This window comes from Buttiauxella cochleicola, from assembly GCF_021282435.1.
GTDB classification, from domain to species: domain Bacteria; phylum Pseudomonadota; class Gammaproteobacteria; order Enterobacterales; family Enterobacteriaceae; genus Buttiauxella; species Buttiauxella massiliensis.
On record NZ_JAJSOT010000011.1, the window covers coordinates 99460 to 125948 of the forward strand.

Below are 26489 nucleotides of genomic sequence, written 5' to 3' on the forward strand. Positions count from 1 at the left end.
TTTTGTGTCCGTTACAGGCTCAGGCGACCAAACGCTTTCTGCCAGTCTTCTTCAAACTTCACCACAGCCGATTCTACTGCTGGCGCAGCCAAAAATTGTTGGGCGACATCAAGGGGAAGCGTGATGGATTCGCATCCTGCCAGTAAACAATCCAGTGCCTGACGCGGAGTTTTAAAACTGGCTGCCAGAACTTTGCTATCAGGAGCGTGAAGCTCAAGCAAAGCTTGCAGCTCCTGAACCATACGAATGCCATCCCCGCCTTGCGCATCAACGCGGTTAACATATGGAGCAACGTACTCAGCTCCGGCGAGAGCAGCTAACAATCCCTGAGCAGCGCTATAAACAGCTGTTCCCAGCGTAGGAATACCCAAAGCAGTTAGCTGCTTAATCGCCGCCAGACCCTCAAAAGTAACGGGAATTTTTACCACCAGACCCGGAACGCACTCTCTGAGTTTCTGCGCCTCTGCAACCATTCCATCTGCGCTGCGGCTCATCACCTGTGCAAACAGACGACCTTCTTTACCCACTGCATTTTGCAGACGCGGCAGTACGTCCCATATAGATTCGCCATTGGCGGCGATAATACTCGGATTGGTTGTCACTCCCTGTAATGGGAAGATTCGCGCCAGACGTTCTACTTCCGCAACGTTTGCTGTATCGAGATAAAGCTCCATCAATTTTTCCTCTTGGGTGAGTTACAGTTCCAGTTCACGGGCTAGCAGAACCGCGATGGCTTCGCCATTTGTGGCATTTACCAAGGAGTCACGGAATTCTGCATGCATGATGCGGCGCGCAAGGCGGGAGAAAATTCGCATATGCTGGTCGCCTGCCGCATGCTTATTTAGCGTCAACATAATGATAAATTGTGCCTCATCGTCTCCCCACTGAACGGGGGCAGGGAGCCGGGCGACGCTAATCGTCGATTGTTCGATATGTTCTGATTTACTGTGCGGAATAGCGAAGCTAAAGCCCAGCCCCGTAGAGAACACCGCTTCCCGCGCCCATAAATCGGCCTCAAGTTTGCGTGGGTAACGGCAGCGCCCAGCGATAAGTAGGTTATCGGTCATTCCCTTAATGACCTCTTCTTTGCTGCCCCAGTTGTTATCAAGGGAGATGCACTGAGTTGTGATCAACGGTGCATCCTGCTGAGTCATACGGAATTGCGCCAATAAGTGTTCGACTTCAAGAGAAGTGCGACACGCCATCGCCTGATTAAGCAACTGGCGACAGGCTCGGCTGTCAAGCTGGGCCAGACGTGCCTTTGTTGCGGGTATGGATGGTGCACTCATGCTGATTTCATCAAGCCCCAGACCTACAAGCAGCGGGAGAACTGAGCCTTTTGCTCCCAGCTCGCCACATAGCCCAATCCATTTCCCCTGGCGATGCACTGCCTGCACGGCGTAATCCAGAGCTCGTAAGAAAGCAGGGTTCAGGCTGTTGTAATGACGGGTGACCTTCGCATTGTCGCGGTCAACGGCCAGTAGATATTGCGTCAGGTCGTTGCTGCCAATACTAAAGAAATCAATTTCTTCGCAGCATTGGTCGATAATGAACATTACCGATGGCACTTCAAGCATGATGCCTAAGGGGATTTTTTCATCAAATGGGATATGTTCGCTACGTAGTGACTGCTTCACTTCCGCGAGTTGATCTTTAACCCACAAGATCTCTTCCATTGAGGAGATCATCGGGATCATGATTTTTAACGATCCATGTGCAGATGCCCGCAAAATTGAGCGTAACTGAATGTGGAAAAGTGACAGGTATTCCTGATAAATACGTACGGCGCGATAGCCGAGGAATGGATTGTTTTCTGCAGGAATATTCAGGTAATCCACCGGCTTGTCGCCGCCGATATCTATTGTGCGCACAATAATGCTGCGCCCGTTTGCACCTTCCAACGCCTGACAATAAATGTTGTAAAGCTCATCTTCGGAAGGGGCATGAGCGCGGTCCATGTAGAGCATTTCAGTCCGAAACAGGCCCACAGCCTCTGCTCCGTTATTAAATGCCGGAGCTGATTCAACGCAATGAGCAATGTTTGCTGCCACTTCCAGACGAAGACCATCAGCAGTACGTCCTGGTTGGTTGAGCCAGACTTTTTGCTGATCGCGCAGGACTTGCTGCACATAAGCCTCTTGCTGGTAATAGCGTTTTACCGCTTCGCTAAGATTTACCACGACCAAACCAAGATCACCGTCAATCTGCACTGTTTGTTGCAACCACGGCGTGAGTGCGTCGATATCAACGCCCACCAAAGTTGGAATATTAAATGATCGAGCAAGAATGACAGTGTGAGAGGTGGTTCCGCCACTACGTAACAGGAGACCTTTGAGTAGGGTTTTATCCAGCTCAAGAAACTGGCTTGGCGTAATTTCATCAGCTAAACAGATAGCGGCTTGCTGAAGCTTGCCAGGTGCTGGGAAGCGCTGTTCCCCATAGATATGTTGTAGTAGTTGAAAACAGACATCCCGAACATCAAGCACACGCTCTTCCAGATAAGCACTGCCTGACTGGGAAAATTGATTACAAAAGTGTTCTGCTGTTTTTACCACAGCAGTGGCACTGCTGGCACCATTATGGACATGTTCCAGAAGCAGTGTGCGCAATGAAGCATCGCTTGCCAAAGAACGGTGAGCCTCAAGAATGGCGCTCGCTGTGCCGTCATTTCCTAGTAACTGGAGGTTGATGGTTTTCAGTAATTTTTCGAGCCCGCTCTCAAGTTTCTCCTGCTCTTCATCTATATTTCCTGCCGCAGGTAATTCCCCCAGTTTGTTTAAATCGAGGGAAGCGAGTTGTATCAGTGTGCCACTGGCACTTCCGCCACAAACCGGATTTGCATGAAACAGCGTGGGATTCAGGCGTGCAAGGGATTCAGGAATCGGGGCAGCTTCACTATTGTGCGTTTCTGGTAGAGGAGCATCACAGTGAGGGAATTCGTCCTGCATGAAAACGGAAAGCCTGTTGAAGGCTCCTTCTTCATCACTGCCTGCGATCAGTAACTGGCAGTCGTCTCCTTTTAACGTCCCCGTACCAATAAGTGCCAATGCACTCTTGGCATTTCCACGGCGCTCTGTGCGCAAGTTAATCCATTCAACAGTCGAAGAAAACTGATTGCACAGTGTTTCAACATGACTGGCTGGGCGGGCATGTACCCCGTTGGGTAAGTCACAACGAAAATTGATAACCAGTGCCATAGACGTTCTCCTGAGCTAACTCTAAACAATGGCTACAGGATAAGAGCCCTGCATCGGGAGTCGCCACGGGACAAAACTGTCAAAAGCTGGACAAATGTATTGTCTGGTTTTATTTGCGAGATATCTCACAAAACCAGCCTTAGTTAATGGTGAGGCCATTAACTCTAACTTTTGAGACGGATCTCATTTTTCCTTAAGCATTACAAAAATCCAGTAAATGGCATTTTTGTCCACTGTCTGCCAACGACGGGATTGCCTATTGTGTCCCCAATATTTAGGACATGAGCCGCTTAGGCCAGGAGTGCTTTATGAAAGAGTTGGTCCAGATCCTCAAAAATACGCGGCAGCATCTAATGACAGGCGTGTCGCATATGATTCCATTCGTGGTTGCAGGCGGTATTTTGCTGGCTGTTTCCGTCATGCTGTATGGCAAAGGCGCGGTACCAGATGCGCTCAACGATCCCAACCTGAAAAAACTATTCGATATTGGCGTGGCTGGTTTAACGCTGATGGTGCCTTTCCTTGCGGCTTACATCGGTTATTCCATTGCAGAACGCGCGGCGCTGGCGCCTTGTGCGATTGGTGCCTGGGTCGGTAACAGTTTCGGCGCTGGTTTCTTCGGGGCGATTATTGCGGGGATCATCGGTGGCATTGTTGTCTTCTATCTCAAGAGAATCCCCGTACCAAAAATACTGCGCTCGGTGATGCCTATCTTTGTCATTCCTATTATCGGCACTTTTATTACTGCGGGCATCATGATGTGGGGTCTGGGCGAGCCTGTCGGTACATTAACCAGCAATCTAACCCATTGGTTACAAGGGATGCAGCAAGGCAGCATCGTTGTTCTGGCGGTGATTATGGGGCTGATGTTGGCGTTTGATATGGGCGGCCCGGTTAACAAAGTTGCTTATGCTTTTATGCTGATTTGCGTAGCGCAGGGTGTGTATAGCGTAGTGGCCATTGCTGCTGTCGGTATTGCTGTTCCACCTCTGGGTCTTGGCCTGGCAACGCTAATGAATCGTAAAAACTTTACCGGAGAAGAGCGTGAAGCGGGTAAAGCGGCGGTGGTTATGGGCTGTGTTGGTGTGACTGAAGGGGCTATTCCATTCGCTGCTGCTGACCCATTACGCGTTATTCCTTCCATCATGCTGGGTTCTGTATGCGGAACGGTTACCGCTGCGTTGATGGGAGCACAATGCTACGCAGGTTGGGGTGGGTTAATCGTGTTACCGGTTGTTGACGGCAAGCTTGGTTTTATCGTGGCGTTATTGGTAGGAGCGGTCGTCACGGCAGTTAGCGTGAACCTGTTGAAAACCTTTGCCCGTAAAAAACAGACTGATATGCCAGCGAAAGCGGAAGATGATTTGGATCTGGATTTTGAAATTAACTGATTGAGCCGAAAAGGAATTAACCATGACTAAGATTATTGCTGTTACCGCTTGCCCGTCAGGTGTTGCACATACTTATATGGCTGCCGAAGCACTGGAAAGTGCAGCCAAAGCAAAAGGATGGGAAGTGAAGGTGGAAACCCAGGGTTCTATTGGTCTTGAAAATGAACTGAGTGCTGCAGATGTTGCCAGTGCTGATATGGTGATTTTGACCAAAGATATTGGCATCAAAATGGAAGAGCGCTTTGCCGGTAAAACCATTGTGCGTGTCAACATTAGCGATGCGGTGAAACGTGCTGACGCCATCATGAGCAAAATTGAAGCCCATCTGGCGCAAACAGCCTGAGCCTTTGAATGACCAGTAAGGAACACATCATGACTCATCGTATCGAACGCCTGAAATTAGCACTGTTTGCCCAGCCGCGAGAAATTTCGCTGGAACGCGCCATGTTGTATACCGCTAGCCACCGTACAACAGAAGGTGAACATGTGTTGTTACGTCGCGCTAAGGCAACAGCGTACATTCTGGATAATGTGCAAATAGCGATTCGTAATGATGAGTTGATCGCGGGTAATCGAACCGTGAAACCGCGTGCCGGAATTATGTCACCGGAGATGGACCCTTACTGGCTGCTTAAAGAGTTGGAGCAGTTTTCGACTCGCCCACAAGACCGTTTTGAGATCAGTGAGCAGGATAAAGAGCTTTACCGCGAACAGCTTTATCCTTACTGGGAAAAACGCTCAATGAAAGATTTCATCAATAGTCAGATGACGGATGAAGTCAAAGCGGCAGTAAAAACGCAAATTTTTAGCGTCAACCAGACCGATAAAGGGCAGGGGCATATCATTATTGATTACCCGCGGCTGCTGCAGAATGGGTTGGGTAAGTTGGTGGTGGAATTGCGAGAGCATTGCCAGCAAGCACCAGGAAATCACTTCTATCAAGCGGCATTGATTTTACTGGAGGCTTCACAGCGACATATCTTGCGCTATGCCGAGCTGGCTGAGACGTTGGCTGCAGAATGCACAGACACCTGTCGTCGCGATGAGTTACAGAAAATCGCCGAGATTTCCCGCCATAACGCAGCTTCCAGACCAGAAGATTTCTGGCAGGCATGTCAGCTGTTTTGGTACATGAATATCATTTTGCAGTACGAATCCAACGCCAGTTCGCTATCGCTTGGCCGATTTGATCAGTACATGCTGCCATTTTATCAGGCGTCGCTTAATCGCGGCGAAAGTCCAGCATTCCTGCGCGAACTGTTGGAATCGCTGTGGGTGAAATGTAATGACATCGTCCTGCTGCGCTCCACCAGTAGCGCCCGTTATTTCGCCGGCTTCCCAACGGGATACACCATTTTGCTTGGTGGTCTGACAGAAAATGGGCGCAGCGCGGTAAATGTACTCTCCTTCTTGTGTCTGGATGCCTACCAGAGTATTCAACTGCCGCAGCCGAATCTTGGGGTGCGCGTGAATGAACTGATTGACCGCCCCTTCTTGCTAAAAACAGCTGAAACTGTGCGGCTGGGAACTGGGATTCCACAAATTTTTAATGACGAAGTTGTGGTGCCTGCTTTCCTTAATCGGGGAGTGTCGCTTGAGGATGCTCGTGATTACGCCGTTGTTGGATGTGTGGAGCTATCAATTCCTGGGAGAACCTACGGTTTGCATGATATTGCCATGTTCAATCTTTTGAAGGTCATGGAAATTGTGCTGCTTGAAAACGAAGGGAATAGCGAACTGGATTATCAGAATTTGTTGCAGCAAATCCGTGACAAAATTCGCCACTACATCAAGCTGATGGTTGAGGGTAGTAACATTTGTGATATCGGCCACCGTGATTGGGCGCCTGTTCCGCTGCTTTCATCGTTTATCGATGATTGTCTTTCCCATGGTAAAGACATTACTGAGGGTGGTGCCCGTTATAACTTCTCTGGTGTTCAAGGGATAGGTATCGCTAACTTGAGTGATTCGCTATATGCCCTAAATGGCATGGTGTTTGAACAGCAACGCTTAAGTTTTGATGAACTTCTGGCGGTATTGAAAGAGAACTTTGCTACCCCAGAAGGGGAAAAAATACGCGCACGGTTGATGAACCGCTTCGAGAAGTACGGCAACGATATTGATGAAGTAGACAACATTAGTGCTGATCTGCTGCGTTTCTACTGTAAAGAGGTCGAGAAGTATCGTAATCCACGCGGTGGATATTTTACTCCAGGCTCTTACACCGTTTCAGCCCATGTGCCATTGGGGGCAGTCGTCGGTGCCACTCCTGACGGGCGTTATGCGGGTGAGCAATTGGCTGATGGTGGTTTATCTCCAATGTTGGGCCAGGACTGTCAGGGGCCAACGGCGGTGCTGAAATCGGTCAGTAAATTGGATAATTATTTACTCTCCAACGGTACGTTGTTGAACGTCAAATTCACTCCCAGCACGCTGGAAGGTGATGCTGGGCTTCATAAACTGGCAGATTTCATTGGCGCGTTCACGAAGCTTAAATTGCAGCATATTCAATTCAACGTCGTCAATGCCGAAACCCTTCGTGAGGCTCAACTACGCCCGCAGGATTTCGCTGGATTGGTAGTTCGGGTTGCGGGATACAGCGCCTTCTTTGTTGAGCTGTCGAAGGAGATTCAGGATGACATTATCCGCCGTACAGCGCATCAACTGTGAGGTTATTGAAGACGATGCAATAAAAGCACGGATCTTCAATATTCAGCGCTACTCTCTAAATGATGGTCATGGGATCCGTACAGTAGTTTTCTTTAAAGGTTGCCCACATTACTGTCCATGGTGCGCTAACCCGGAGTCTATTTCCGGGAAAATTGAAACCGTAAGACGATTGTCAAAGTGCCTGCATTGCTCAGCCTGTCTGAATGATGCAGATGAATGCCCTTCTGGAGCAATGGAAAGAATCGGTCGCGATTACTCTCTGGCTCAGCTGGAAAAAGAGGTTCTTAAAGACGACGTTTTCTTCCGTTCTTCAGGTGGTGGAGTGACGCTTTCTGGCGGGGAAGTTTTGATGCAGGCGGCTTTTGCTACGCGATTTTTAAAACGTCTAAAATTGTTAGGTATTCATACCGCAATTGAGACGGCCGGTGATGCCGCTCCTGAGAAAATTCTCGCTCTGGCAAAGCAGTGTGATGAAGTGTTGTTCGATGTGAAGATTATGGACAGTGAAAAGGCAAAATCAGTGCTGAACATCAACCAGCCCAGAGTTCTGCAGAACCTAAAGATGCTGGTGGAGTCTGGAATTCATGTAATTCCACGGGTTCCGCTGATACCCGGCTACACTCTTGAAAGAGGTAATATGGTGGAGATCCTGCAGTTCCTGGCTCCATTAAAACTTACCGATCTTCATTTACTTCCATTCCATCAGTACGGTGAGCCGAAATATCAGTTACTGGGTCGGTCATGGAATATGGAGGGTATTGCGCCACCTGGCGTATCAGATATCGCCCCGTTGCAACAGATGGCAGAAAATGCCGGTTTCCGTGTGACAATGGGTGGCTAGCCTTAATGGAGGAGCGTGAGGATGACTCGACATCTGGTTGCAGTAACGGCATGTGTTAGCGGTGTCGCTCACACCTATATGGCTGCCGAACGGCTCGAAAAACTCTGCCAGCAAGAAAAATGGTCAGTAAAAATAGAGACTCAGGGAGCGCTGGGAATTGAAAACGAACTGACCCAAATGGATATTGAGCAAGCCGATGTTGTATTGCTAATTACTGATATTGAACTGGCGGGAGCAACACGCTTCAATCATTGCCGTTGCGTACAAACCGGTATTAATGCATTCCTTCGGGAGCCGCAAAAAACGATGTCCGCAGTGCGACGAATCTTTGGTACTCCGCAACACACGCACATCATTCTGAGTTGATGGATTTTTCGGTCAACTGGCTATGATATTGGCGTCGATATTCAGACGGTGACCTGTCCGTATTCTTTCTAAACAGGCGGCAAAAATAGTTACTGTCGATGAATCCGCAGGCGTGAGCCACTTCCTTAACTTTCAGATCGTAACGTTTAAGCAGCGTTTTGGCATGTTCCAGGCGAGTGTAATTTAGGTATTCGTTAAAACCAACGGCCCCGGTTTTCTGGAACAGGTGCGAGAGATAATTCGGTGAAATATAGAATGCCTGTGCTACGGATTCACGGGTTAGGGGTTCCGGGTATTTGGTATCTATGTATTCACGTATCGCTTCAAATAAGGCCTGGCTGCGTGATGATGTCTGGATTTGGCTGCCGAGCAGGTCTGTGCAGTGGCTGAGGATGCTGCTGATAATAAAGCGTGTGGTTTGTTGGTCGTACGCTTGCATCATCAATTCATTAAGTGCCTGTAGCAAAAATGAGCCAATCCGCGGGCCGCGGCGTGCAACATTTTGCTTGCCGAGCATGTGAAATTTCTCGCCATCCCAGTGCATCACGCTGAAACCCAATTGCTGTTTGCCGAATAAAATATTCAACGTGGTGACCGGTGTTTTCCACTGCGGGCTGTTCCAGCATTTCGCGGGGATATAGAGCACATCATGTTCTTTCATGCAGACCGTTTGCCCTGCATGGCAAGTATCTACCACTATGCCATCGAGGATTATCTCTATACGTGGAAAATCAACCTGATACGCCAGCGATGGCGGCGGGGTCTGGTTATCGGCCAGCCAAACCTGTTGAATGCCCGGCGTGTTGTTTAGTAGCCGGGAAATGATTTGATTAATATCGTAGTTCATAACAGTTCACACCAGGCTAAACAGGGATGTTCATCGTGCCATAACGCCGGATAAGTGCGTATGCGTAAAAACAAAAAACCTCGCCGCAGCGAGGTTTGAATGAGGAATGAAGTCGTTAGCCTGTGTTACGCATACCTGCTGCAACACCTGCAATCGTCACCATCAATGCTTGTTCTACCTGCGCATTTGGCTCTTCACCTTTATCTTCCAACTGACGTGAACGATGCAGCAATTCGGCCTGCAAGACGTTCAGTGGGTCGGTATAGATGTTACGCAACTGGATGGACTCGGCAATCCATGGCAGGTCAGCCATCAGGTGTGAATCGTTGGCGATATCCAGAACCACTTTGATATCGGCTTCCAGTTGGTCACGCAACTGTGTGCCCAGGCCCCACAGTTCAGGTTTCACCAGGCGCTGATCGTAGTATTCCGCAAGCCACAGGTCAGCTTTTGCAAACACCATTTCCAGCATGCCGAGGCGTGTGGAGAAGAATGGCCAGTCGCGGCACATCGTTTCCAGCACATCTTGTTTGCCATCTTCGACCACTTTTTGTAGCGCAGCACCGGCACCCAGCCAGGCTGGCAACATCAGGCGGTTCTGCGTCCAGGCGAAGATCCACGGAATGGCACGCAGGGATTCAACGCCACCGTTAGGTTTACGCTTCGCAGGGCGTGAGCCCAGCGGCAGTTTACCCAGTTCCAACTCTGGTGTTGCCGAGCGGAAGTACGGCACGAAGTCTTCATTTTCGCGGATATATCCACGGTACATATCACAGGAGGTCACTGACAGATCCTCCATGATATGTTTCCACTCTTTTTTCGGCTCTGGCGGCGGCAACAGGTTGGCTTCCAGAATCGCGCTGGTGTAGAGCGACAGGCTGCTGATGGTGATTTCCGGCAGACCGTATTTAAAGCGAATCATCTCGCCTTGCTCGGTCACACGCAGGCCACCTTTCAGGCTGCCCGGCGGTTGAGAAAGCAGAGCTGCGTGCGCAGGCGCACCGCCGCGGCCGATAGAACCACCACGTCCGTGGAACAGCGTCAGGGTAATTCCGGCTTTCTCGCAGGTTTTGATCAGTGCGTCCTGAGCCTGGTATTGCGCCCAGGATGCTGCCATCACGCCTGCATCTTTTGCGGAATCAGAATAGCCAATCATGACCATCTGTTTGCCCTGAATAAAGCCGCGATACCAGTCGATGTTTAGCAACTGAGTCATGACGTCGTCGGCGTTGTTCAGGTCGTCGAGTGTTTCAAACAGTGGTGCAACCGGCAGAGCGAAGGTGCAGCCAGCTTCTTTTAGTAGCAGATGAACGGCCAGTACGTCAGAAGGCGTTTTCGCCATGGAGATAACATACGCAGCGATAGAGCCACGCGGTGCTTCGGCAACCACTTTGCAGGTTTCCAGCACTTCGCGGGTGTCATCGCTCGGCTCCCACTGGCGTGGCAGCAGAGGGCGTTTTGAATTCAGCTCGCGGATAAGGAAGGCTTGTTTGTCGGCTTCAGACCAGCTTTCGTAATCGCCAATACCCAGGTAACGCGTCATCTCACCGAGTGCTTCGGTATGACGAGTACTTTCCTGGCGCACATCAATGCGTACTAATGGCACGCCGAAGCTTTTCACGCGGCGCAGGGTATCAAGCAACTGACCGTTGGCGATAATGCCCATTCCACATGCTTGCAGCGATTGGTAACACGCATAAAGCGGGTCCCAAAGCTGTTCGTTTTGTGTTAACAAACCTTCAGGTTTTGGCAGACGCTGGCCTTTCAGGCGAGCTTCCAGCCAGGCTTGTGTCGCCAGTAATTGCTGACGAATGCCTTTCATGATGCAGCGATATGGTTCTTGTGCAGCGTCTGGGCCTGCCAGTTCACTCAGCTCTGGCGTACATTCCACCATCGACAGTTCGGAAATCAGTACCTGAATATCGCGCAGGAACAGGTCGGTTGCTTTCCAGCGGCTTAGCAGCAGAACGTGACGGGTAATATCAGCAGTTACGTTCGGGTTGCCGTCGCGGTCGCCGCCCATCCATGAAGTGAAACGTACCGGAACAAAATCGACCGGCAGTTTGTAATTCAGATTGTCTTCAAGTTGCTCGTTCAGCTCACGCAGGTAGTTTGGAACCCCTTCCCACAGGCTGTTTTCTACTACCGCAAAGCCCCATTTTGCTTCATCTACAGGGGAAGGGCGGTGCTTACGGATTTCATCGGTGTGCCACGCCTGAGCGACCAGTTGGCGCAGACGGCGCATAATCTGGTTACGCTCGTAATCGGCGATGTCGCTGTGGTCGAGTTGCTTCAGGCAACTGTTTACTTCAACCAGTTTGTGAATCAGGGTGCGACGGGTGATTTCGGTTGGGTGTGCGGTCAGCACTAATTCCAGTGACAAAGACTCAACAGCATCACGAATGGCGGCTTCACTAAGGTCCGGCTGGTTTTTTAATTTTTGGAGAGTCTTAGCGATAACTTCGGGATTGCTGGCGGCTTCGCCATTGGCTGAAATGCTGTGATATTGCTCGGCGGTGTTGGCCAGATTCAAGAATTGGCTGAATGCACGGGCTACAGGGAGTAGTTCATCGTTAGACAGGTTCTGCAATGTGGTTAGCAGCTCCTGACGATTAGCTTCATTGCCAGCCCGGGAGGACTTCGACAATTTGCGGATTGTTTCTACGCGGTCAAGAATGTTTTCACCTAACGCATCCTTGATGGTATCCCCGAGCAACTTGCCGAGCATACTGACATTACTTCGCAAAGCGGAATACTGTTCGTTCATATGACCCCAGACACCCTATCCAATCTAATATGTAATTTAATTTCACCCGTGAAGGTTCAACACCGTCTTTATAAAGCCACGTAAGTCTGATTTCGTCAATTGCTACGAAATCGTTTCAGCAAACGAATAAATTGCGCTAATTCATGAAATTTAATTACTAACTTCGTAGATAAGCGTTTCTTATGAGGATCCGCTAAAAAGTAGCTTAAAAAGGGGGCAAAACCCCCATACACGCTATTTTTCAATGCCAGCAAAAATGATGCACTACCTGAGTAATCAGTTTGCGAGTTGGCTCGATAAAACGTGTTTCGATGTATTCATCCGGCTGGTGCGCCTGGTTGATGGAACCAGGGCCAAGTACCAATGTCGGGCAAAGAGTCTGAATAAATGGCGCTTCGGTGCAGTAGTTCACCACTTCGGTTTGTGCGCCGAGTAATTTCTCAACCACTTGCACCAACTGATGATCTTTGGCGCATTCATAGCCAGGAATTGGCGGGTGCAGTTCAGAAATCGTCAGGCGACCCGGCCATTTCTGGCTCACCGGTTCCAGCGCTTCGTTCAGCAAACCGTTCAGATCGTTTAATGTCAGCCCCGGCAGCGGGCGAATATCCATATGCAGTTCGCAACAGGCACAAATACGGTTGGCGGCATCGCCACCGCTAATGTGGCCGAGGTTCAGCGTTGGATACGGCACGGTAAATGCATCGTGGTGATAGCGGTCTTTCAGGGTGTTTTTCAGCGACATAATATGGCCAATTGCATCGTGCATCAGCTCGATAGCATTTACGCCGCGGGCAGGATCGCTGGAGTGGCCGGACTGGCCAAGAATCCGAATCGCATTAGAGATATGACCTTTATGTGCGCGGACTGGCTGCAATGATGTCGGTTCACCAATGATGGCGCAGTCCGGGCGAATATGGGTGGTCTCAGAGAAATAGCGAGCGCCCGTCATCGTCGTTTCTTCATCAGCCGTCGCCAGAATATAGAGTGGCTTTTTAAGCTTCGTCACATCGACATCACGCAATGAATCAAGAATAAAGGCAAAGAACCCTTTCATATCGGCGGTGCCGAGACCGTACAGCTTGTTTTCGTGCTCAGTCAGCGTGAACGGGTCGCGTGTCCAGCGGCCATCATCAAACGGCACCGTATCGGTATGCCCTGCCAGCAGTAAGCCACCAGCACCGTTTCCGGTACTCGCCAGCATATTGAATTTATTGCGCGTACCAGGAACCGGTTGTACTTCTACATTGAAGCCCAGGTCGCGGAACCATCCAGCCAATAAATTGATTAAAGACTCATTGCTCTGATCCAACGCGCTGTCGGTGGCGCTGATGGAAGGAGTCGCGATCAACGCGCGGTAAATCTCGATAAAAGGAGGTAATTTCATCTTCACTGTTGACAGGCCTTAGCTCGGGTTGGTATACATAATCATGCAATTATATTGAATAAAAATACAATATTAACTGCCGTAAGGGAACCCCAGGTTCCGGTGGATTTAACCACGTAATTGCACGTTGGGTGATGGCTTACCAGCTGACACCTTTAGCAGACACAACCTAAGAAGGTGTACAGCCGAGATGTTGAATACGCTGATTGTTGGTGCCAGCGGTTATGCAGGCGCAGAGCTTGTGAACTATTTGAATCGCCATCCTCATATGAACATAACCGCATTGACGGTTTCAGCGCAAAGTAATGACGCAGGAAAATTGATATCTGAATTGCATCCGCAATTAAAAGGTATTGTCGACATGCCGTTACAGGCGATGTCGGATATCAGCGAATTTACTGACGGTGTCGATGTTGTGTTCCTCGCAACTGCCCATGAAGTGAGCCACGATCTGGCGCCACAATTCCTGGCAAAAGGCTGTGTCGTTATCGACCTTTCTGGTGCATTCCGCGTTAACGATGCTGAGTTCTATCAGCGCTATTACGGTTTTACCCATCAACATCCGGAACTGCTGGAGCAGGCGGTGTATGGCCTTGCTGAATGGCAGAGCGACAAACTGAAAGAAACCAGTTTGATCTCAGTCCCTGGCTGCTATCCGACTGCGGCGCAACTGGCGTTAAAACCGCTGATTGATGCCGGGTTGCTGGATTTGACGCAGTGGCCAGTGATTAACGCAACCAGCGGGGTCAGTGGAGCAGGGCGTAAGGCCGCGATTTCCAACAGTTTCTGCGAAGTCAGCTTGCAACCGTATGGCATTTTTAATCATCGCCATCATCCAGAAATTTCGACGCATCTTGGTACTCCGGTGATTTTCACACCTCACCTGGGCAATTTCCCGCGTGGGATTCTGGAAACCATCACCTGCCGCCTGAACGCGGGTGTGACGCAGCAACAAATCGCCGATGTTTTTAATCAGGCGTACCAGAATAAACCGTTAGTGCGCCTGTATGACAAAGGCGTGCCGGCACTGAAAAATGTGGTTGGGTTACCATTCTGCGATATCGGTTTTGCAGTACAGGGTGAGCATCTGATTGTCGTCGCCACGGAAGACAATCTTCTGAAAGGCGCATCAGCTCAGGCTGTGCAATGCCTTAATATTCGTTTTGGCTTTGCCGAAACGCAGTCTCTTATTTAATTGATGCCGGGTGACATGATGAATCCATTAATTATCAAATTAGGCGGCGTACTGCTTGATAGCGAAGAAGCGCTGGAGCGTCTGTTTACCGCGCTTGTCAATTACCGCGAATCCCATCAACGCCCGCTGGTGATTGTGCACGGCGGCGGCTGCCTGGTAGACGAACTAATGAAAAAACTCTCTCTGCCGGTGACCAAGAAAAACGGCCTGCGTGTGACGCCTGCCGACCAGATTGACATTATTACCGGTGCGCTGGCGGGAACGGCGAACAAAACCTTGTTGGCGTGGGCGAAAAAGCATGGCATCAATGGTGTCGGTCTTTGCCTCGGCGATGGCGACAGCGTCACCGTGACCAAACTCGACGAAGAGTTGGGCCACGTAGGCCTGGCGAAACCGGGTTCCGCTAAGCTGATTACCACTCTTTTGGATTCTGGTTTTCTGCCGATTGTCAGCTCTATTGGCGTCACTGCTGAAGGTGAGTTGATGAATGTGAATGCCGACCAGGCCGCAACAGCGCTGGCGGCAACACTCGGTGCAGACCTGATTCTGCTGTCAGACGTTAGCGGTATTCTGGATGGCAAAGGTCAACGTATTGCAGAAATGACGGCGGCGAAAGCTGAGCAGCTAATCGCTCAGGGCATTATTACCGACGGCATGATAGTTAAAGTTAACGCGGCGCTGGATGCAGCACGCACGCTGGGTCGCCCGGTGGATATTGCATCCTGGCGTCATGCGGAGCAGTTACCTTCTTTGTTTAACGGTGTGGCTATTGGCACCCGTATTCTCGCTTAAATTAGAAAAAGATTTGAAGGATAAGACAATGCAAAATCACGGCATCAAAAAAATCGTTCTCGCATACTCTGGCGGCCTGGATACTTCTGCCATTATTCCTTGGTTGAAAGAAAACTACGGCGGCTGTGAAGTGGTCGCATGTGTGGTGGATATCGGCCAGGACCGTGAAGACCTGAAAGGCGTTGAGCAAAAAGCACTGCGTTCCGGTGCAACTGAATGCTACGTCGTTGATGCGCGTGAAGAGTTCATCAGCGATTACGTTTACCCGGTTCTGCAAACTGGCGCACTGTACGAAGGCACCTATCTGCTAGGTACATCAATGGCGCGTCCTTTGATCGCCAAAGCGCTGGTGGATGTGGCAAACAAAGTGGGCGCAGATGCGCTGTGCCACGGTGCGACCGGCAAAGGCAACGACCAGGTGCGTTTCGAATCCGCATGGGCGGCACTGGCTCCACATCTGAAAGTGGTTGCGCCATGGCGTGAGTGGAACCTGCGTTCCCGTGAAGCACTGCTTGATTACTTGAAAGAGCGTGACATTCCAACTACCGCTTCTCTTGAGAAAATCTACAGCCGTGACGAAAACGCATGGCACATCTCAACTGAAGGCGGCGTGCTGGAAAGCCCATGGAATGCTCCGAACAAAGATTGCTGGGTCTGGACTGTTGATCCTAAAGAAGCGCCAGATCAGGCAGAAGAAGTGACGGTTACGGTTAAAAAAGGCAAAGTCGTTGCCGTTAACGGCGAAACCATGAGCCCGTTCCAGTGCCTGGAAACGCTGAACAAAATCGGTTCTAAGCATGGCATCGGGCGTATCGATATCGTCGAAAACCGTCTGGTTGGGATTAAATCCCGCGGCTGCTACGAAACCCCAGGAGGCACCATCATGATGGCGGCACTGCGTGGTGTTGAGCAGTTGGTTCTGGACCGCGATAGCTTCAAATGGCGCGAGCAGTTGGGCCTGGAAATGTCTTACGTGGTTTACGACGGTCGCTGGTTCGCACCACTGCGTAAATCTCTGCAGGCATCTGCGGAATCACTGGCAGAAGAAGTTAACGGCGAAGTGGTGCTGGAGTTGTATAAAGGCCATGTCACTGCGAAGCAGAAAAAATCTCCGAACAGCCTGTATAGCGAAGAGTTCGCAACGTTCGGCGAAGATGAAGTGTATGACCATAGCCACGCGGGCGGCTTTATCCGTCTGTTCTCGTTGTCATCACGTATTCGTGCTTTAAACGAACTTAAGAAGTAATCAGGCTATCTTACTTGTCATTTTGAACCCGGGCAGTGCTCGGAATCCTCACGTACTTCATGTACGCTCCGGTTCCTGTGCGCTGGCCGTGTCCAAACTGCCTTCGACGATAACGCCTGACGGTAGTCGAATCATTTAATCAATGGAGCATCACTATGGCACTTTGGGGTGGACGTTTTACTCAGGCAGCAGACCAACGTTTCAAATCGTTCAATGATTCATTGCGCTTTGATTACCGACTGGCTGAGCAAGATATTGTGGGTTCTGTCGCCTGGTCCAAAGCGCTGGTTACCGTTGGTGTTCTGACTGTTGCTGAGCAGCAGGAGCTTGAGCAGGCACTGAATTTCCTGTTGGAAGAAGTGCAGGCCAATCCGCAAGCGATCCTTGAGAGCGATGCGGAAGATATTCACAGTTGGGTGGAAGGCAAACTGATTGATAAAGTCGGTGCGCTGGGTAAAAAACTCCACACTGGCCGTAGCCGTAATGACCAGGTCGCCACTGACCTTAAACTGTGGTGCAAAATGCAAATCAGTGAATTGTTGGGGGCGACTCGCCAACTGCAACATGCGCTGGTTGAAACCGCTGAGAATAACCAGGATGCAGTCATGCCGGGTTATACGCACCTGCAACGTGCACAGCCGGTGACTTTTGCACACTGGTGCCTGGCTTACGTTGAAATGCTGGCGCGTGATGAAAGCCGTTTGCAGAGCACGCTGGAGCGCCTCGACGTTAGCCCGCTGGGCAGCGGCGCATTGGCTGGTACAGCCTATGAAATCGACCGTGAGCAACTTGCTGGCTGGTTAGGTTTTGCATCTGCGACGCGCAATAGCCTGGATAGCGTCTCTGACCGTGACCATGTGCTGGAACTGCTTTCTGACGCGTCCATCGGTATGGTTCACCTGTCCCGTTTCGCAGAAGACCTGATTTTCTTCAATACCGGGGAAGCTGGGTTTGTTGAGTTGTCTGACCGCGTGACCTCTGGCTCTTCCTTGATGCCACAGAAGAAAAACCCGGACGCGCTGGAGCTGATTCGTGGCAAATGCGGCCGTGTTCAGGGTGCATTGACCGGCATGATGATGACGCTGAAAGGCTTGCCGCTGGCGTACAACAAAGATATGCAGGAAGACAAAGAAGGCCTGTTCGACGCGCTCGATACCTGGTTGGATTGCCTGCATATGTCCGTGTTGGTGCTTGATGGTATTCAGGTGAAACGCCCGCGCTGCAAAGAGGCGGCTGAGCAAGGTTACGCTAACGCCACTGAGCTGGCTGATTATCTGGTCGCCAAAGGTGTGCCGTTCCGTGAAGCGCACCATATTGTGGGCGAAGCGGTGGTCGAGGCGATCCGTCAGGGCAAAGCGCTGGAAGCGTTGCCGCTGGGAGATTTGCAGAAATTCAGCGCCACTATCGGCGATGATGTTTATCCCATTTTGTCATTGCAATCATGCCTGAATAAGCGCTCAGCCAAAGGCGGCGTTTCTCCTCAGCAGGTAGCATTGGCGATTAGCGATGCGAAGCAGCGCCTGGTGTAAACGTTTTGCAGGATAAAATGAGCCTGGCCTTGTGCCGGGCTTTTTTTGTATCTAACGGATAAAAAAAGAGCGGACATAATGTCCGCTAAATGATTCACGTGGGCTTCAGTACTTTGTTCGGAGAACAGGGGATTTCCCTACAACACAACCGCGATCCATGGATGGTTTGTGCTGTTGATGGCTATTATTCAATATGAATGGTTGATAGGGATAATCGTTCGTTGCTATGATTTCTATCGCCATGGGCTATCATGGCGACGGAGGATAGAGAATGAATATTCGTGATCTAGAATACCTGGTGGCGCTGGCTGAGCATCGTCACTTTCGTCGGGCAGCGGATGCCTGCCATGTCAGTCAGCCAACACTGAGCGGTCAAATACGTAAACTTGAAGATGAACTCGGCGTGATGTTGCTTGAACGCACCAGCCGTAAAGTGTTGTTCACTCAGGCGGGTTTGTTGCTGGTGGACCAGGCTCGCACAGTGCTGCGAGAAGTTAAAGTCCTAAAAGAGATGGCGAGCCAGCAGGGCGAGGCGATGTCCGGGCCGCTGCACATTGGCTTGATCCCAACCGTTGGGCCTTATCTGCTGCCGCAGATTATCCCGATGCTGCATAAAACTTTTCCCAAACTAGAAATGTACCTGCACGAGGCGCAGACCCATCAGCTATTAGCGCAGCTTGATAGTGGGAAACTCGACTGTGCGATTCTCGCTTTGGTGAAAGAGAGCGAAGCCTTTATTGAAGTGCCGCTGTTTGATGAGCCAATGATGCTGGCGATTTACCAGGACCACCCGTGGACGGACCGTGATCGCGTGCCATTATCGGATCTTGCGGGTGAAAAGCTGCTGATGCTGGAAGACGGGCACTGTCTGCGCGATCAGGCGCTGGGTTTCTGCTTTGAAGCGGGCGCTGAAGAAGACACGCATTTCCGTGCAACCAGCCTTGAAACGCTGCGTAACATGGTGGCAGCCGGAAGTGGGATAACATTGTTACCTGCGCTGGCAGTTCCAAACGAGCGTTGCCGTGACGGCGTGGTTTACCTGCCATGTTATAAACCAGAGCCGCGTCGTACTATCGGCCTGGTTTATCGTCCGGGTTCTCCACTGCGTGGTCGCTATGAGCAACTCGCAGAGGCCATCCGTACACATATGGATGGCCATTTTGAGCCAGAGTTAAAACAAGCGGTTCAAGCCGTTTAAAGCCGCTACCCGATAGGCTTCCGCCATGGTCGGGTAGTTGAAGGTGGTGTTAACAAAGTACTCAATGGTGTTGCCGCCACCTTTCTGCTCCATAATCGCCTGGCCGATGTGAATAATTTCGGCCGCGCGTTCACCAAAGCAGTGGATCCCTAAAATCTCTTTCGTCTCACGATGGAAGAGAATTTTTAGCGTGCCCACGTTCATACCGACAATTTGCGCTCGAGCGAGATGCTTGAACTGTGCGCGACCCACTTCATACGGTACCTTCATCGACGTTAACTGCTGTTCGGTTTTCCCGACGGAACTGATTTCCGGAATGGTATAAATACCGGTTGGAATATCTTCAATCAGATGCGCCGTTGCTTCGCCTTTCACCAGGGCTTGGGCCGCGATTCTGCCCTGATCGTAAGCCGCCGATGCCAGGCTCGGGTAACCAATCACATCACCAACGGCATAAATGTGCGGCTGTGCGGTCTGGTACATGCTGTTGACCTTCAACAGACCACGGCCATCGGCTTCCAGTCCTACATTTTCCAGTGACAGCGAATCGGTATTACCCGTGCGCCCGTTCGCATAAAGCAGGCAGTCAGCTTTCACTTTTTTGCCAGATTTTAGCGAGACAATGACGCCATCTTCCACGCCTTCGATGTTCTCAAACTCTTCGTTGTGGCGAATAACGACGCCGCTATTCCAGAAGTGGTAAGAGAGCGAGTCGGACATCTCCTGATCGAGAAACGCCAATAGGCGATCGCGAGTATTAATCAAATCGACCTTGACGTTCATGCCACGGAAAATCGACGCATACTCGCAACCAATCACCCCTGCGCCATAAATAATGACGTGGCGGGGTTCGTGATGCAGGTTAAGAATGGAATCGCTGTCGTACACACGCGGATGGCTGAAATCGACTTCTGGTGGACGATAAGGGCGCGAGCCGCAAGCAATAATGAACTTCTCGGCGGTGATCATCTCCACCGAGCCATCGTGACATTCCAGCGAGATAGTATGTGCATCTACAAAGCGTGCATCGCCCTGCAACATCTCGCAGCGGTTACGCTCATAAAAGCTCTGGCGCATGCGAGTTTGTTGGTTAATGACGCTATCAGCGTGATTAAGAATATCGGCGAAGGAAGAACGGAGGAGATGTGTGTGGTCGCTATATAAAGGATTTTGGTTAAATTCGATAATGCGGCTGACTGCGTGGCGCAGCGCTTTTGAGGGGATGGTTCCCCAGTGAGTGCAACCGCCACCCACGTTATGGTAGCGCTCAACAACGGCTACCCTTGCTCCGAGTTTCACCAGCCCCATTGCGGCACCTTCGCCGCCAGGACCGGAACCAATTACTATTGCGTCATAATCGTAGGTGTGTGACATGGTAAGGCTTACCTGTTCTTATACATAAAAGCAACACAATGGTAACATCAACAGCGGGATAACCCAATTATCCTTGTGCTTTTTGCTGCGTTACGCGAGGCGGCTCGCGTAAACAATCATTCACAATCCTGTATAAAACCAGTTAAGTTATTCTCTGGTATAGTGCGAGTTCGATTAAGAGATTCAGGCAATATGATGGGTGTAAGAGCGCAACAAAAAGAAAGAACCAGGCGTTCTCTGGTCGAAGCCGCGTTTAGCCAGTTAAGTGCTGAACGAAGTTTTGCCAGCCTGAGTTTGCGCGAAGTCGCCCGTGAGGCTGGTATAGCGCCAACATCGTTTTATCGCCACTTTCGTGATGTTGACGAACTGGGTTTAACAATGGTTGATGAAAGCGGCCTGATGCTGCGCCAGTTAATGCGCCAGGCTCGCCAGCGAATTGCCAAAGGCGGGAGCGTAATTCGTACTTCTGTCTCAACATTTATGGAATTTATCGGTAATAATCCCAACGCATTTCGTTTGTTGTTACGTGAGCGTTCTGGAACGTCTGCCGCATTTCGTGCCGCTGTTGCCCGTGAAATTCAGCACTTTATTGCGGAACTTGCTGACTATCTGGAACTCGAAAATCGCATGCCGCGCAGTTTTACTGAAGCGCAGGCAGAAGCGATGGTTACGATTGTCTTTAGTGCTGGTGCCGAAGCGCTGGACGTTGATGCCGATCAGCGTCGTCAGCTTGAAGAGCGCCTGGTACTTCAGTTACGCATGATTTCAAAAGGTGCGTACTACTGGTATCGCCGGGAGCAAGAGAAAGTAGCATTAGCTCAAATATCTGCAGAGTGAGTAAAGGAAGAGCAATGAAACAGTTACAAGAGAGAGGTACGCTCGGGCTGGCGTTTATTGCAGGCCTGGCAATTAACGGAACGTTTGCCGCGCTATTTAGCTCGGTTGTGCCGTTTTCCATTTTCCCGATGATCACGCTGGTGCTGACGGTGTACTGTTTGCATCAACGTTACCTGAACCGCACGATGCCAGTTGGCCTACCAAGTATTGCTGCGGCGTGCTTTGTGCTGGGTGTCTTGTTATATAGCGCGGTTGTGCGTGCTGAGTATCCGGCGATTGGCTCTAACTTCTTGCCTGCGGTGCTTTCAGTCGCATTGTTGTTCTGGATTGGTTTCAAAGTTCGCGCCCGTAAAGCGCAGGTAACTGAATAGTATTCTTAGCCAGAAATCAAAACGGACGCCGAGGCGTCCGTTTTGCTATTTGCGTGTCAGCCACACACCGCATTCCATATGATGCGTATACGGGAACTGGTCGAAGAGCGCCAGGCGCGAAACATTATGGGTTTCGCTTAATACTTCCAGATTCTCGCATAGGGTCTGCGGGTTGCAGGAAATATAGAGAATACGTGGGTATGCCTGCACCATCTTCACTGTGTCTGCATCCAGGCCGCTACGCGGTGGATCGACGAAAATGGTTTCGCACTGATAACTTTTAAGGTCGATACCTTCCAGACGCCTGAACTCGCGCACGCCATTCATTGCCTGAGTAAAATCTTCAGCCGCCATACGTATAATTTGCACGTTTTCAATTTCATTCGCCGCAATGTTGTACTGCGCAGCAGCAACAGATGGTTTGGCGATTTCAGTCGCCAGTACGCGGTTAAAGTTACGCGCTAGTGCCAGCGAGAAGTTACCGTTACCACAGTACAATTCCAGCAGATCGCCCCTTGAACCCTGAGTTGCATCCAGTGCCCATTCCAGCATATGAACATTCATCGCGGCATTCGGCTGAGTAAAACTGTTCTCAACCTGGCGATAAATCATCTCTTTACCAGCAACGGTTAAACGCTCATCGATGAAATCCTGATCTAACTCGATTTTGGTCTTTGTAGCACGGCCAATTAAATGAACGTTGAAACCCTGAGCACGCAGATTATCGCGCAATGCTTCAGCGTGTTGCTGCCACTCTTCACCCAACTTGCGATGATAAAGCAACGAAACCACAGCCTGATTGCTCATGGTAGTCAGATAATCAATCTGGAAAAGCTTAAAACGCAGAGCGGGAATATCGCGCACACCATCGAGCATTGCCGGCATTAGTGCGTTGATAAGTTCACTTGCTGCCGGGAAACTATTGACCCGAATACGTTGCTTGGTTTCCTGGTCAAACATGATGTGGTACAGGTCGTCTTCATCGTGCCAGATGCGGAATTCAGCGCGCATCCGGTAATGGCTGACCGGTGAACGGAACACCTCCGGCGCGGGAGCTGCAAAAGGGGCCATCATGCTTTGCAAGCGGGCGACTTTTTCGGCCAGTTGCGCGTCGTAAAGTTCTATCGGGAGATGTTCTGGAGTCATGAGTTGCTACCTGTTAGTAAAGTCAAACTACGCGGCGATTGTAGGGATTAGGCTCGTGATGTCCAGCGCTGTTGCATTTTGATGCTTATAGACAAGCTTATTAACAAAATCGTAGCATAGCGCTTCCGGCCTTTTTATAAGTTATACCCGAGAAACTTCGAGATGCAGGTAGGCGGCAAACGAGCAAATCCCGATGAGCTTACTGAAGTAAGTGATTCGGGTGAGTGAGTGTAGCCAACACCCCTGCATTTTGAAGGGCGACGGGTATAAAAGGGAACCCAGTGTAATTCTGGGGCTGACGCGCAGCGGTAAGGAAGAGCGGGATGAGTGCCAGGTGCAGACACTGCTTATATAAGTGGGAAGTCATCATCCAGAAGTGAACGCCTCCAAGCCCGAAGACCTGCCGGTATACGTCGCAATCTGCATAACTATCGCGTGCTATCGGTTATGTCTGCGGCATCCTTGATTTAAAAGCGGATGCTTATATAAATGAAGTTAAAAAAACTTTCGCTGCTTACGGCGTTGTCCGTAACGGCTTTTTCTGGCTGGGCGCAAGACAGCAATTCCGAAGAAAACCTGGTGGTGACGGCAAATCGTTTTCAGCAACCGGTTAATACGGTGCTGGCTCCGACTTCGATTGTAACGCGTGAGGATATCGACAAGTGGCAGGCTAAATCTCTTGTTGATGTTATGCGACGTTTACCTGGTGTTGATGTCGCTGTTAGCGGTGGTATCGGACAAAATAGCGATATCTATATTCGTGGTGCAGAGTCACGCCATACTTTGGTGTTGATAGATGGTATTCCCCTCGCCAAATCGGGTATTGCTGGGACAGCTGATTTCAGCCAGATTCCTTTATCGCTTGTGCAGCGTATTGAATTGATCCGTGGCCCACGCTCTGCGGTTTATGGCGCTGATGCTATCGGTGGTGTTATTAATGTCATTACCCAAAACAATACTCCCGGCGGTCAAATTCAAGCGGGTATCGGCTCCAATCATTTTCAACAATATGACGGAAGTGTTCGTCAGCAGGTTGGCGATAAGACTTTGGTGACGGTAGCGGGTGCTTTTGAAGACACCAAAGGATTTAACGTCCGTCCTGATTCTCCCTACAGTGTTGATAGTGATCGTGATGGTTTTCGCAATAAAACCTTCTGGGCTGGTGTAAATCACACCTTTAACGATCAGTTCAGCGGATTTGCACGTGGCTATGGTTATAGCAATAAGACGGGCTATGACGCAGGTTATACGGATGGTGGTGATGAGCGGCAGTTGTATAACCACACTTATGAGACCGGCCTGAACTTCACTAATGGCATTTACTCTTCCGTACTGACTGGTAGCTATCAGCGTTATAAGGATTACAACTACGCCAGTACGCTGGGGTTATATAACGTTGGTACCTCTCTCGACGATATGACCCAGAGGAACCTGCAATGGGGAAATAGTTTTGTTGTTGGTCAAGGTACTATCAGTGCTGGCATTGACTGGCAGCGGCAGGAACTTACTTCTTCAGACACTATTACCTCTGATACTTATAAGCGCGACAATACCGGATACTATCTTACAGCACAGCAGCAAGTTAAAACTGTAACTCTCGAGGCTTCGGTCCGTGGTGACGATAACGATCAATTTGGCTGGAATGGCACGTGGCAAACGGCGGCAGGTTGGGAGTTTGTTCCCGATTATCGAGTGACTTTATCTTATGGCACTGGATTCCAGGCCCCAACGTTAGGGCAAATGTATGGGCAAAAACGCCTGAGTATTATACCTAACCCTGATTTAGACCCAGAAAAATCGCAACAATGGGAAATTGGGTTTGAGGGACAATCTGGACCACTTAATTGGCAGTTGTCAGCCTATCGGAACAAAATTGATAACCTTATTACCTATTATTACGATTATGATACTTGGCAGGGTACCTACTACAACATTCAGTCAGCGACAATTAAAGGCATAGAATGGACTGGTAGCTTCGATACGGGTATTTTCAGCCACCAAATAACCTTAGGGTATTTGGACCCGCGTCGCGATCAAGATAATGAGGTCCTGGCACATCGCTCTAAGCAACAGTATAAATATCAACTGGACTGGAATATGTTTGGTTTTGATATGGATGTGGCTTACCAATATTTTAGTAAGAGCTATAACAATAATACCAACCAATTCGCTTCAACTCAGCGTCGGATGCCGAGTTACAGCTTGGTCGATATTGCAGCTTCATATCCAGTAACCTCTCATCTCACCGTTCGTGGTAGAATCGCCAACCTGTTCGATAAAGATTACGAGACGGTCTATGGCTATCAAACCCCAGGACGGGAATACTACCTCACTGGCAGCTATACCTTCTAATACACGTCCCACCGTACTGGTTTTTGACTCCGGTGTCGGTGGGCTTTCTGTGTATGACGAAGTCCGGCAGCTTTTGCCTGACCTGCACTATATATATGCTTTCGATAACGTAGCATTTCCCTACGGCGAGAAAAGCGAAGCGTTCATTGTTGAGCGCGTAGTTGAAATTGTTACTGCGGTTCAGGAACGTTACCCGCTCGCACTCGCCATCATCGCCTGTAATACGGCGAGTACCGTTTCGCTTCCTGCGCTACGTGAAAAATTCGCTTTCCCTGTCGTAGGCGTTGTCCCTGCTATTAAACCTGCTGCGCGTCTGACGACTAATGGTGTTGTCGGGTTGCTGGCGACTCGCGGTACGGTTCGCCGTCCTTATACTCACGAACTGGTTGCGCGCTTTGCGTCAGAATGCAAAATCGAAATGCTCGGTTCGGCAGAGCTGGTGGAGTTAGCAGAGGCCAAGTTACACGGGCACCCTGTCGACCTTGAAGAACTGCGTAAGATCCTTCGTCCGTGGCTAAGAATGAAAGAGCCACCGGATACAGTTGTATTAGGCTGCACTCATTTCCCTCTATTAGAAGAAGAGTTGCTGGAAGTTCTGCCGGAAGGAACTCGGTTGATAGATTCAGGCGCTGCAATTGCTCGCCGTACGGTATGGCTTTTAGAACATGAATCTCCAAATGCATTATCTGCAGATGAGAACATTGCGTTCTGTATGGGGCTCACGCCAGAGATTGCTCAATTAGCACCCGTTTTGCAGCGTTATGGCTTCCCAAGGCTTGAAAAACTAGCTGTTTGCAGCGAATTTGAATAAAAAAGAGACGGTTGAAATAAAAATTGAAAATAGGGGTTGTCAGCGTCCAGAAAATCCCTATACTGCGCCTCCACTGACACGGCACAACGGCTTACAAACCGGCTTGTCAGCCAGATGAAAAGCGAAAATAAACGCTTGACTCTGAAAGAGGAAAGCGTAATATACGCCACCT

At 50.1% G+C, this 26489-nt stretch carries 21 protein-coding genes and 1 riboswitch; of the genes, 14 read left to right on the forward strand and 7 right to left on the reverse strand.

Annotation, left to right across the window (positions count from 1 at the left end; genetic code table 11):
* Positions 1 to 11: 11 nt before the first annotated feature.
* Positions 12 to 674 (reverse strand): fructose-6-phosphate aldolase, encoded by a 663-nt coding sequence (gene fsa, locus LVQ77_RS20360; protein ID WP_232905356.1) that lies wholly within the window; start codon positions 672 to 674, stop codon positions 12 to 14.
* A gap of 21 nt (positions 675 to 695) precedes the next feature.
* Positions 696 to 3197 (reverse strand): phosphoenolpyruvate--protein phosphotransferase, encoded by a 2502-nt coding sequence (gene ptsP, locus LVQ77_RS20365; RefSeq protein WP_232905357.1) that lies wholly within the window; start codon positions 3195 to 3197, stop codon positions 696 to 698.
* A gap of 308 nt (positions 3198 to 3505) precedes the next feature.
* Between ptsP and LVQ77_RS20370 the strand changes: the two genes are divergently transcribed.
* From LVQ77_RS20370 to LVQ77_RS20390, 5 genes are read left to right on the forward strand one after another with little or no spacing between them, the layout of a single operon-like run.
* On the forward strand, positions 3506 to 4588 hold the full coding sequence (locus LVQ77_RS20370; RefSeq protein WP_232866025.1) for a PTS fructose transporter subunit EIIC: 1083 nt from the start codon (positions 3506 to 3508) through the stop codon (positions 4586 to 4588).
* Between the two features lie 22 nt (positions 4589 to 4610).
* On the forward strand, positions 4611 to 4931 hold the full coding sequence (locus LVQ77_RS20375) for a PTS fructose-like transporter subunit IIB (protein WP_034461400.1): 321 nt from the start codon (positions 4611 to 4613) through the stop codon (positions 4929 to 4931).
* Positions 4932 to 4960: 29 nt separating this feature from the next.
* Entirely contained in the window at positions 4961 to 7258 is a 2298-nt protein-coding gene (locus LVQ77_RS20380; RefSeq protein WP_232905358.1) for a formate C-acetyltransferase, read from the forward strand.
* Positions 7224 to 8099, forward strand: coding sequence for a [formate-C-acetyltransferase]-activating enzyme (locus tag LVQ77_RS20385; RefSeq protein WP_232905359.1), 876 nt, complete (start codon positions 7224 to 7226; stop codon positions 8097 to 8099). The genes LVQ77_RS20380 and LVQ77_RS20385 overlap by 35 nt, the downstream gene beginning before the upstream one ends.
* A gap of 21 nt (positions 8100 to 8120) precedes the next feature.
* The gene (locus LVQ77_RS20390; protein WP_232866028.1) at positions 8121 to 8465 is read left to right on the forward strand and encodes a PTS fructose-like transporter subunit IIB; all 345 of its coding nucleotides are present in this window, start codon (positions 8121 to 8123) and stop codon (positions 8463 to 8465) included.
* Here LVQ77_RS20390 and LVQ77_RS20395 read toward each other — a convergent pair.
* The 3 genes from LVQ77_RS20395 to argE form a co-directional block, all read right to left on the reverse strand.
* Positions 8452 to 9312: a helix-turn-helix transcriptional regulator gene (locus LVQ77_RS20395; RefSeq protein ID WP_232866029.1), complete on the reverse strand. Its 861-nt coding sequence runs from the start codon at positions 9310 to 9312 to the stop codon at positions 8452 to 8454. The two genes, LVQ77_RS20390 and LVQ77_RS20395, sit on opposite strands and share 14 nt — an antisense overlap.
* A 115-nt stretch (positions 9313 to 9427) precedes the next feature.
* The gene (gene ppc, locus LVQ77_RS20400; protein WP_064515102.1) at positions 9428 to 12079 is read right to left on the reverse strand and encodes a phosphoenolpyruvate carboxylase; all 2652 of its coding nucleotides are present in this window, start codon (positions 12077 to 12079) and stop codon (positions 9428 to 9430) included.
* Between the two features lie 241 nt (positions 12080 to 12320).
* Positions 12321 to 13472: an acetylornithine deacetylase gene (argE, locus tag LVQ77_RS20405; protein WP_232905360.1), complete on the reverse strand. Its 1152-nt coding sequence runs from the start codon at positions 13470 to 13472 to the stop codon at positions 12321 to 12323.
* Positions 13473 to 13656: 184 nt separating this feature from the next.
* Between argE and argC the strand changes: the two genes are divergently transcribed.
* The 5 genes from argC (at position 13657) to oxyR (ending at position 19426) form a co-directional block, all read left to right on the forward strand.
* Entirely contained in the window at positions 13657 to 14661 is a 1005-nt protein-coding gene (argC, locus tag LVQ77_RS20410; RefSeq protein ID WP_232866031.1) for an N-acetyl-gamma-glutamyl-phosphate reductase, read from the forward strand.
* A gap of 15 nt (positions 14662 to 14676) precedes the next feature.
* Positions 14677 to 15453, forward strand: coding sequence for an acetylglutamate kinase (argB, locus tag LVQ77_RS20415; RefSeq protein WP_120066756.1), 777 nt, complete (start codon positions 14677 to 14679; stop codon positions 15451 to 15453).
* A 28-nt stretch (positions 15454 to 15481) separates the two neighbouring features.
* On the forward strand, positions 15482 to 16699 hold the full coding sequence (locus LVQ77_RS20420; RefSeq protein WP_232905361.1) for an argininosuccinate synthase: 1218 nt from the start codon (positions 15482 to 15484) through the stop codon (positions 16697 to 16699).
* Between the two features lie 155 nt (positions 16700 to 16854).
* Positions 16855 to 18228, forward strand: coding sequence for an argininosuccinate lyase (argH, locus tag LVQ77_RS20425; RefSeq protein WP_232905362.1), 1374 nt, complete (start codon positions 16855 to 16857; stop codon positions 18226 to 18228).
* A gap of 271 nt (positions 18229 to 18499) precedes the next feature.
* On the forward strand, positions 18500 to 19426 hold the full coding sequence (oxyR, locus tag LVQ77_RS20430) for a DNA-binding transcriptional regulator OxyR (protein WP_232905363.1): 927 nt from the start codon (positions 18500 to 18502) through the stop codon (positions 19424 to 19426).
* On the opposite strand, the gene sthA is transcribed toward oxyR, so the two are convergent.
* Positions 19400 to 20800 carry a Si-specific NAD(P)(+) transhydrogenase gene (gene sthA / locus LVQ77_RS20435; protein ID WP_034461384.1) on the reverse strand — a complete coding sequence of 467 codons (1401 nt, stop codon included), beginning with the start codon at positions 20798 to 20800 and terminating at the stop codon, positions 19400 to 19402. The two genes, oxyR and sthA, sit on opposite strands and share 27 nt — an antisense overlap.
* 192 nt (positions 20801 to 20992) lie before the next feature.
* Here sthA and fabR point away from each other — a divergent pair, with 192 nt between their 5' ends.
* Positions 20993 to 21637 (forward strand): HTH-type transcriptional repressor FabR, encoded by a 645-nt coding sequence (gene fabR / locus LVQ77_RS20440; protein WP_232905364.1) that lies wholly within the window; start codon positions 20993 to 20995, stop codon positions 21635 to 21637.
* A 14-nt stretch (positions 21638 to 21651) separates the two neighbouring features.
* Positions 21652 to 22008 (forward strand): YijD family membrane protein, encoded by a 357-nt coding sequence (locus LVQ77_RS20445; RefSeq protein WP_151995344.1) that lies wholly within the window; start codon positions 21652 to 21654, stop codon positions 22006 to 22008.
* A gap of 45 nt (positions 22009 to 22053) precedes the next feature.
* On the opposite strand, the gene trmA is transcribed toward LVQ77_RS20445, so the two are convergent.
* Positions 22054 to 23154, reverse strand: coding sequence for a tRNA (uridine(54)-C5)-methyltransferase TrmA (gene trmA / locus LVQ77_RS20450; protein WP_232905365.1), 1101 nt, complete (start codon positions 23152 to 23154; stop codon positions 22054 to 22056).
* A gap of 245 nt (positions 23155 to 23399) precedes the next feature.
* Positions 23400 to 23576, forward strand: a riboswitch (cobalamin riboswitch).
* A gap of 67 nt (positions 23577 to 23643) precedes the next feature.
* Between trmA and btuB the strand changes: the two genes are divergently transcribed.
* Entirely contained in the window at positions 23644 to 25506 is a 1863-nt protein-coding gene (btuB, locus tag LVQ77_RS20455; protein WP_232905366.1) for a TonB-dependent vitamin B12 receptor BtuB, read from the forward strand.
* Positions 25451 to 26317 (forward strand): glutamate racemase, encoded by an 867-nt coding sequence (gene murI, locus LVQ77_RS20460; RefSeq protein ID WP_232905367.1) that lies wholly within the window; start codon positions 25451 to 25453, stop codon positions 26315 to 26317. Before btuB ends, murI begins: the two co-directional genes overlap by 56 nt.
* Positions 26318 to 26489: the final 172 nt, after the last annotated feature.

Coding starts and splice junctions, on each gene's coding strand:
- oxyR (WP_232905363.1), top strand. CDS start 18,500: ATGAATATTCGTGATCTAGAATACCTGGTGGCGCTGGCTGAGCATCGT.
- argH (WP_232905362.1), top strand. CDS start 16,855: ATGGCACTTTGGGGTGGACGTTTTACTCAGGCAGCAGACCAACGTTTC.
- argC (WP_232866031.1), top strand. CDS start 13,657: ATGTTGAATACGCTGATTGTTGGTGCCAGCGGTTATGCAGGCGCAGAG.
- murI (WP_232905367.1), top strand. CDS start 25,451: ATGGCTATCAAACCCCAGGACGGGAATACTACCTCACTGGCAGCTATA.
- LVQ77_RS20395 (WP_232866029.1), bottom strand. CDS start 9,312: ATGAACTACGATATTAATCAAATCATTTCCCGGCTACTAAACAACACG.
- btuB (WP_232905366.1), top strand. CDS start 23,644: ATGAAGTTAAAAAAACTTTCGCTGCTTACGGCGTTGTCCGTAACGGCT.
- LVQ77_RS20380 (WP_232905358.1), top strand. CDS start 4,961: ATGACTCATCGTATCGAACGCCTGAAATTAGCACTGTTTGCCCAGCCG.
- fsa (WP_232905356.1), bottom strand. CDS start 674: ATGGAGCTTTATCTCGATACAGCAAACGTTGCGGAAGTAGAACGTCTG.
- LVQ77_RS20390 (WP_232866028.1), top strand. CDS start 8,121: ATGACTCGACATCTGGTTGCAGTAACGGCATGTGTTAGCGGTGTCGCT.
- sthA (WP_034461384.1), bottom strand. CDS start 20,800: ATGTCACACACCTACGATTATGACGCAATAGTAATTGGTTCCGGTCCT.
- LVQ77_RS20385 (WP_232905359.1), top strand. CDS start 7,224: ATGACATTATCCGCCGTACAGCGCATCAACTGTGAGGTTATTGAAGAC.
- LVQ77_RS20445 (WP_151995344.1), top strand. CDS start 21,652: ATGAAACAGTTACAAGAGAGAGGTACGCTCGGGCTGGCGTTTATTGCA.
- fabR (WP_232905364.1), top strand. CDS start 20,993: ATGATGGGTGTAAGAGCGCAACAAAAAGAAAGAACCAGGCGTTCTCTG.
- trmA (WP_232905365.1), bottom strand. CDS start 23,154: ATGACTCCAGAACATCTCCCGATAGAACTTTACGACGCGCAACTGGCC.
- ppc (WP_064515102.1), bottom strand. CDS start 12,079: ATGAACGAACAGTATTCCGCTTTGCGAAGTAATGTCAGTATGCTCGGC.
- LVQ77_RS20375 (WP_034461400.1), top strand. CDS start 4,611: ATGACTAAGATTATTGCTGTTACCGCTTGCCCGTCAGGTGTTGCACAT.
- argB (WP_120066756.1), top strand. CDS start 14,677: ATGATGAATCCATTAATTATCAAATTAGGCGGCGTACTGCTTGATAGC.
- LVQ77_RS20420 (WP_232905361.1), top strand. CDS start 15,482: ATGCAAAATCACGGCATCAAAAAAATCGTTCTCGCATACTCTGGCGGC.
- ptsP (WP_232905357.1), bottom strand. CDS start 3,197: ATGGCACTGGTTATCAATTTTCGTTGTGACTTACCCAACGGGGTACAT.
- LVQ77_RS20370 (WP_232866025.1), top strand. CDS start 3,506: ATGAAAGAGTTGGTCCAGATCCTCAAAAATACGCGGCAGCATCTAATG.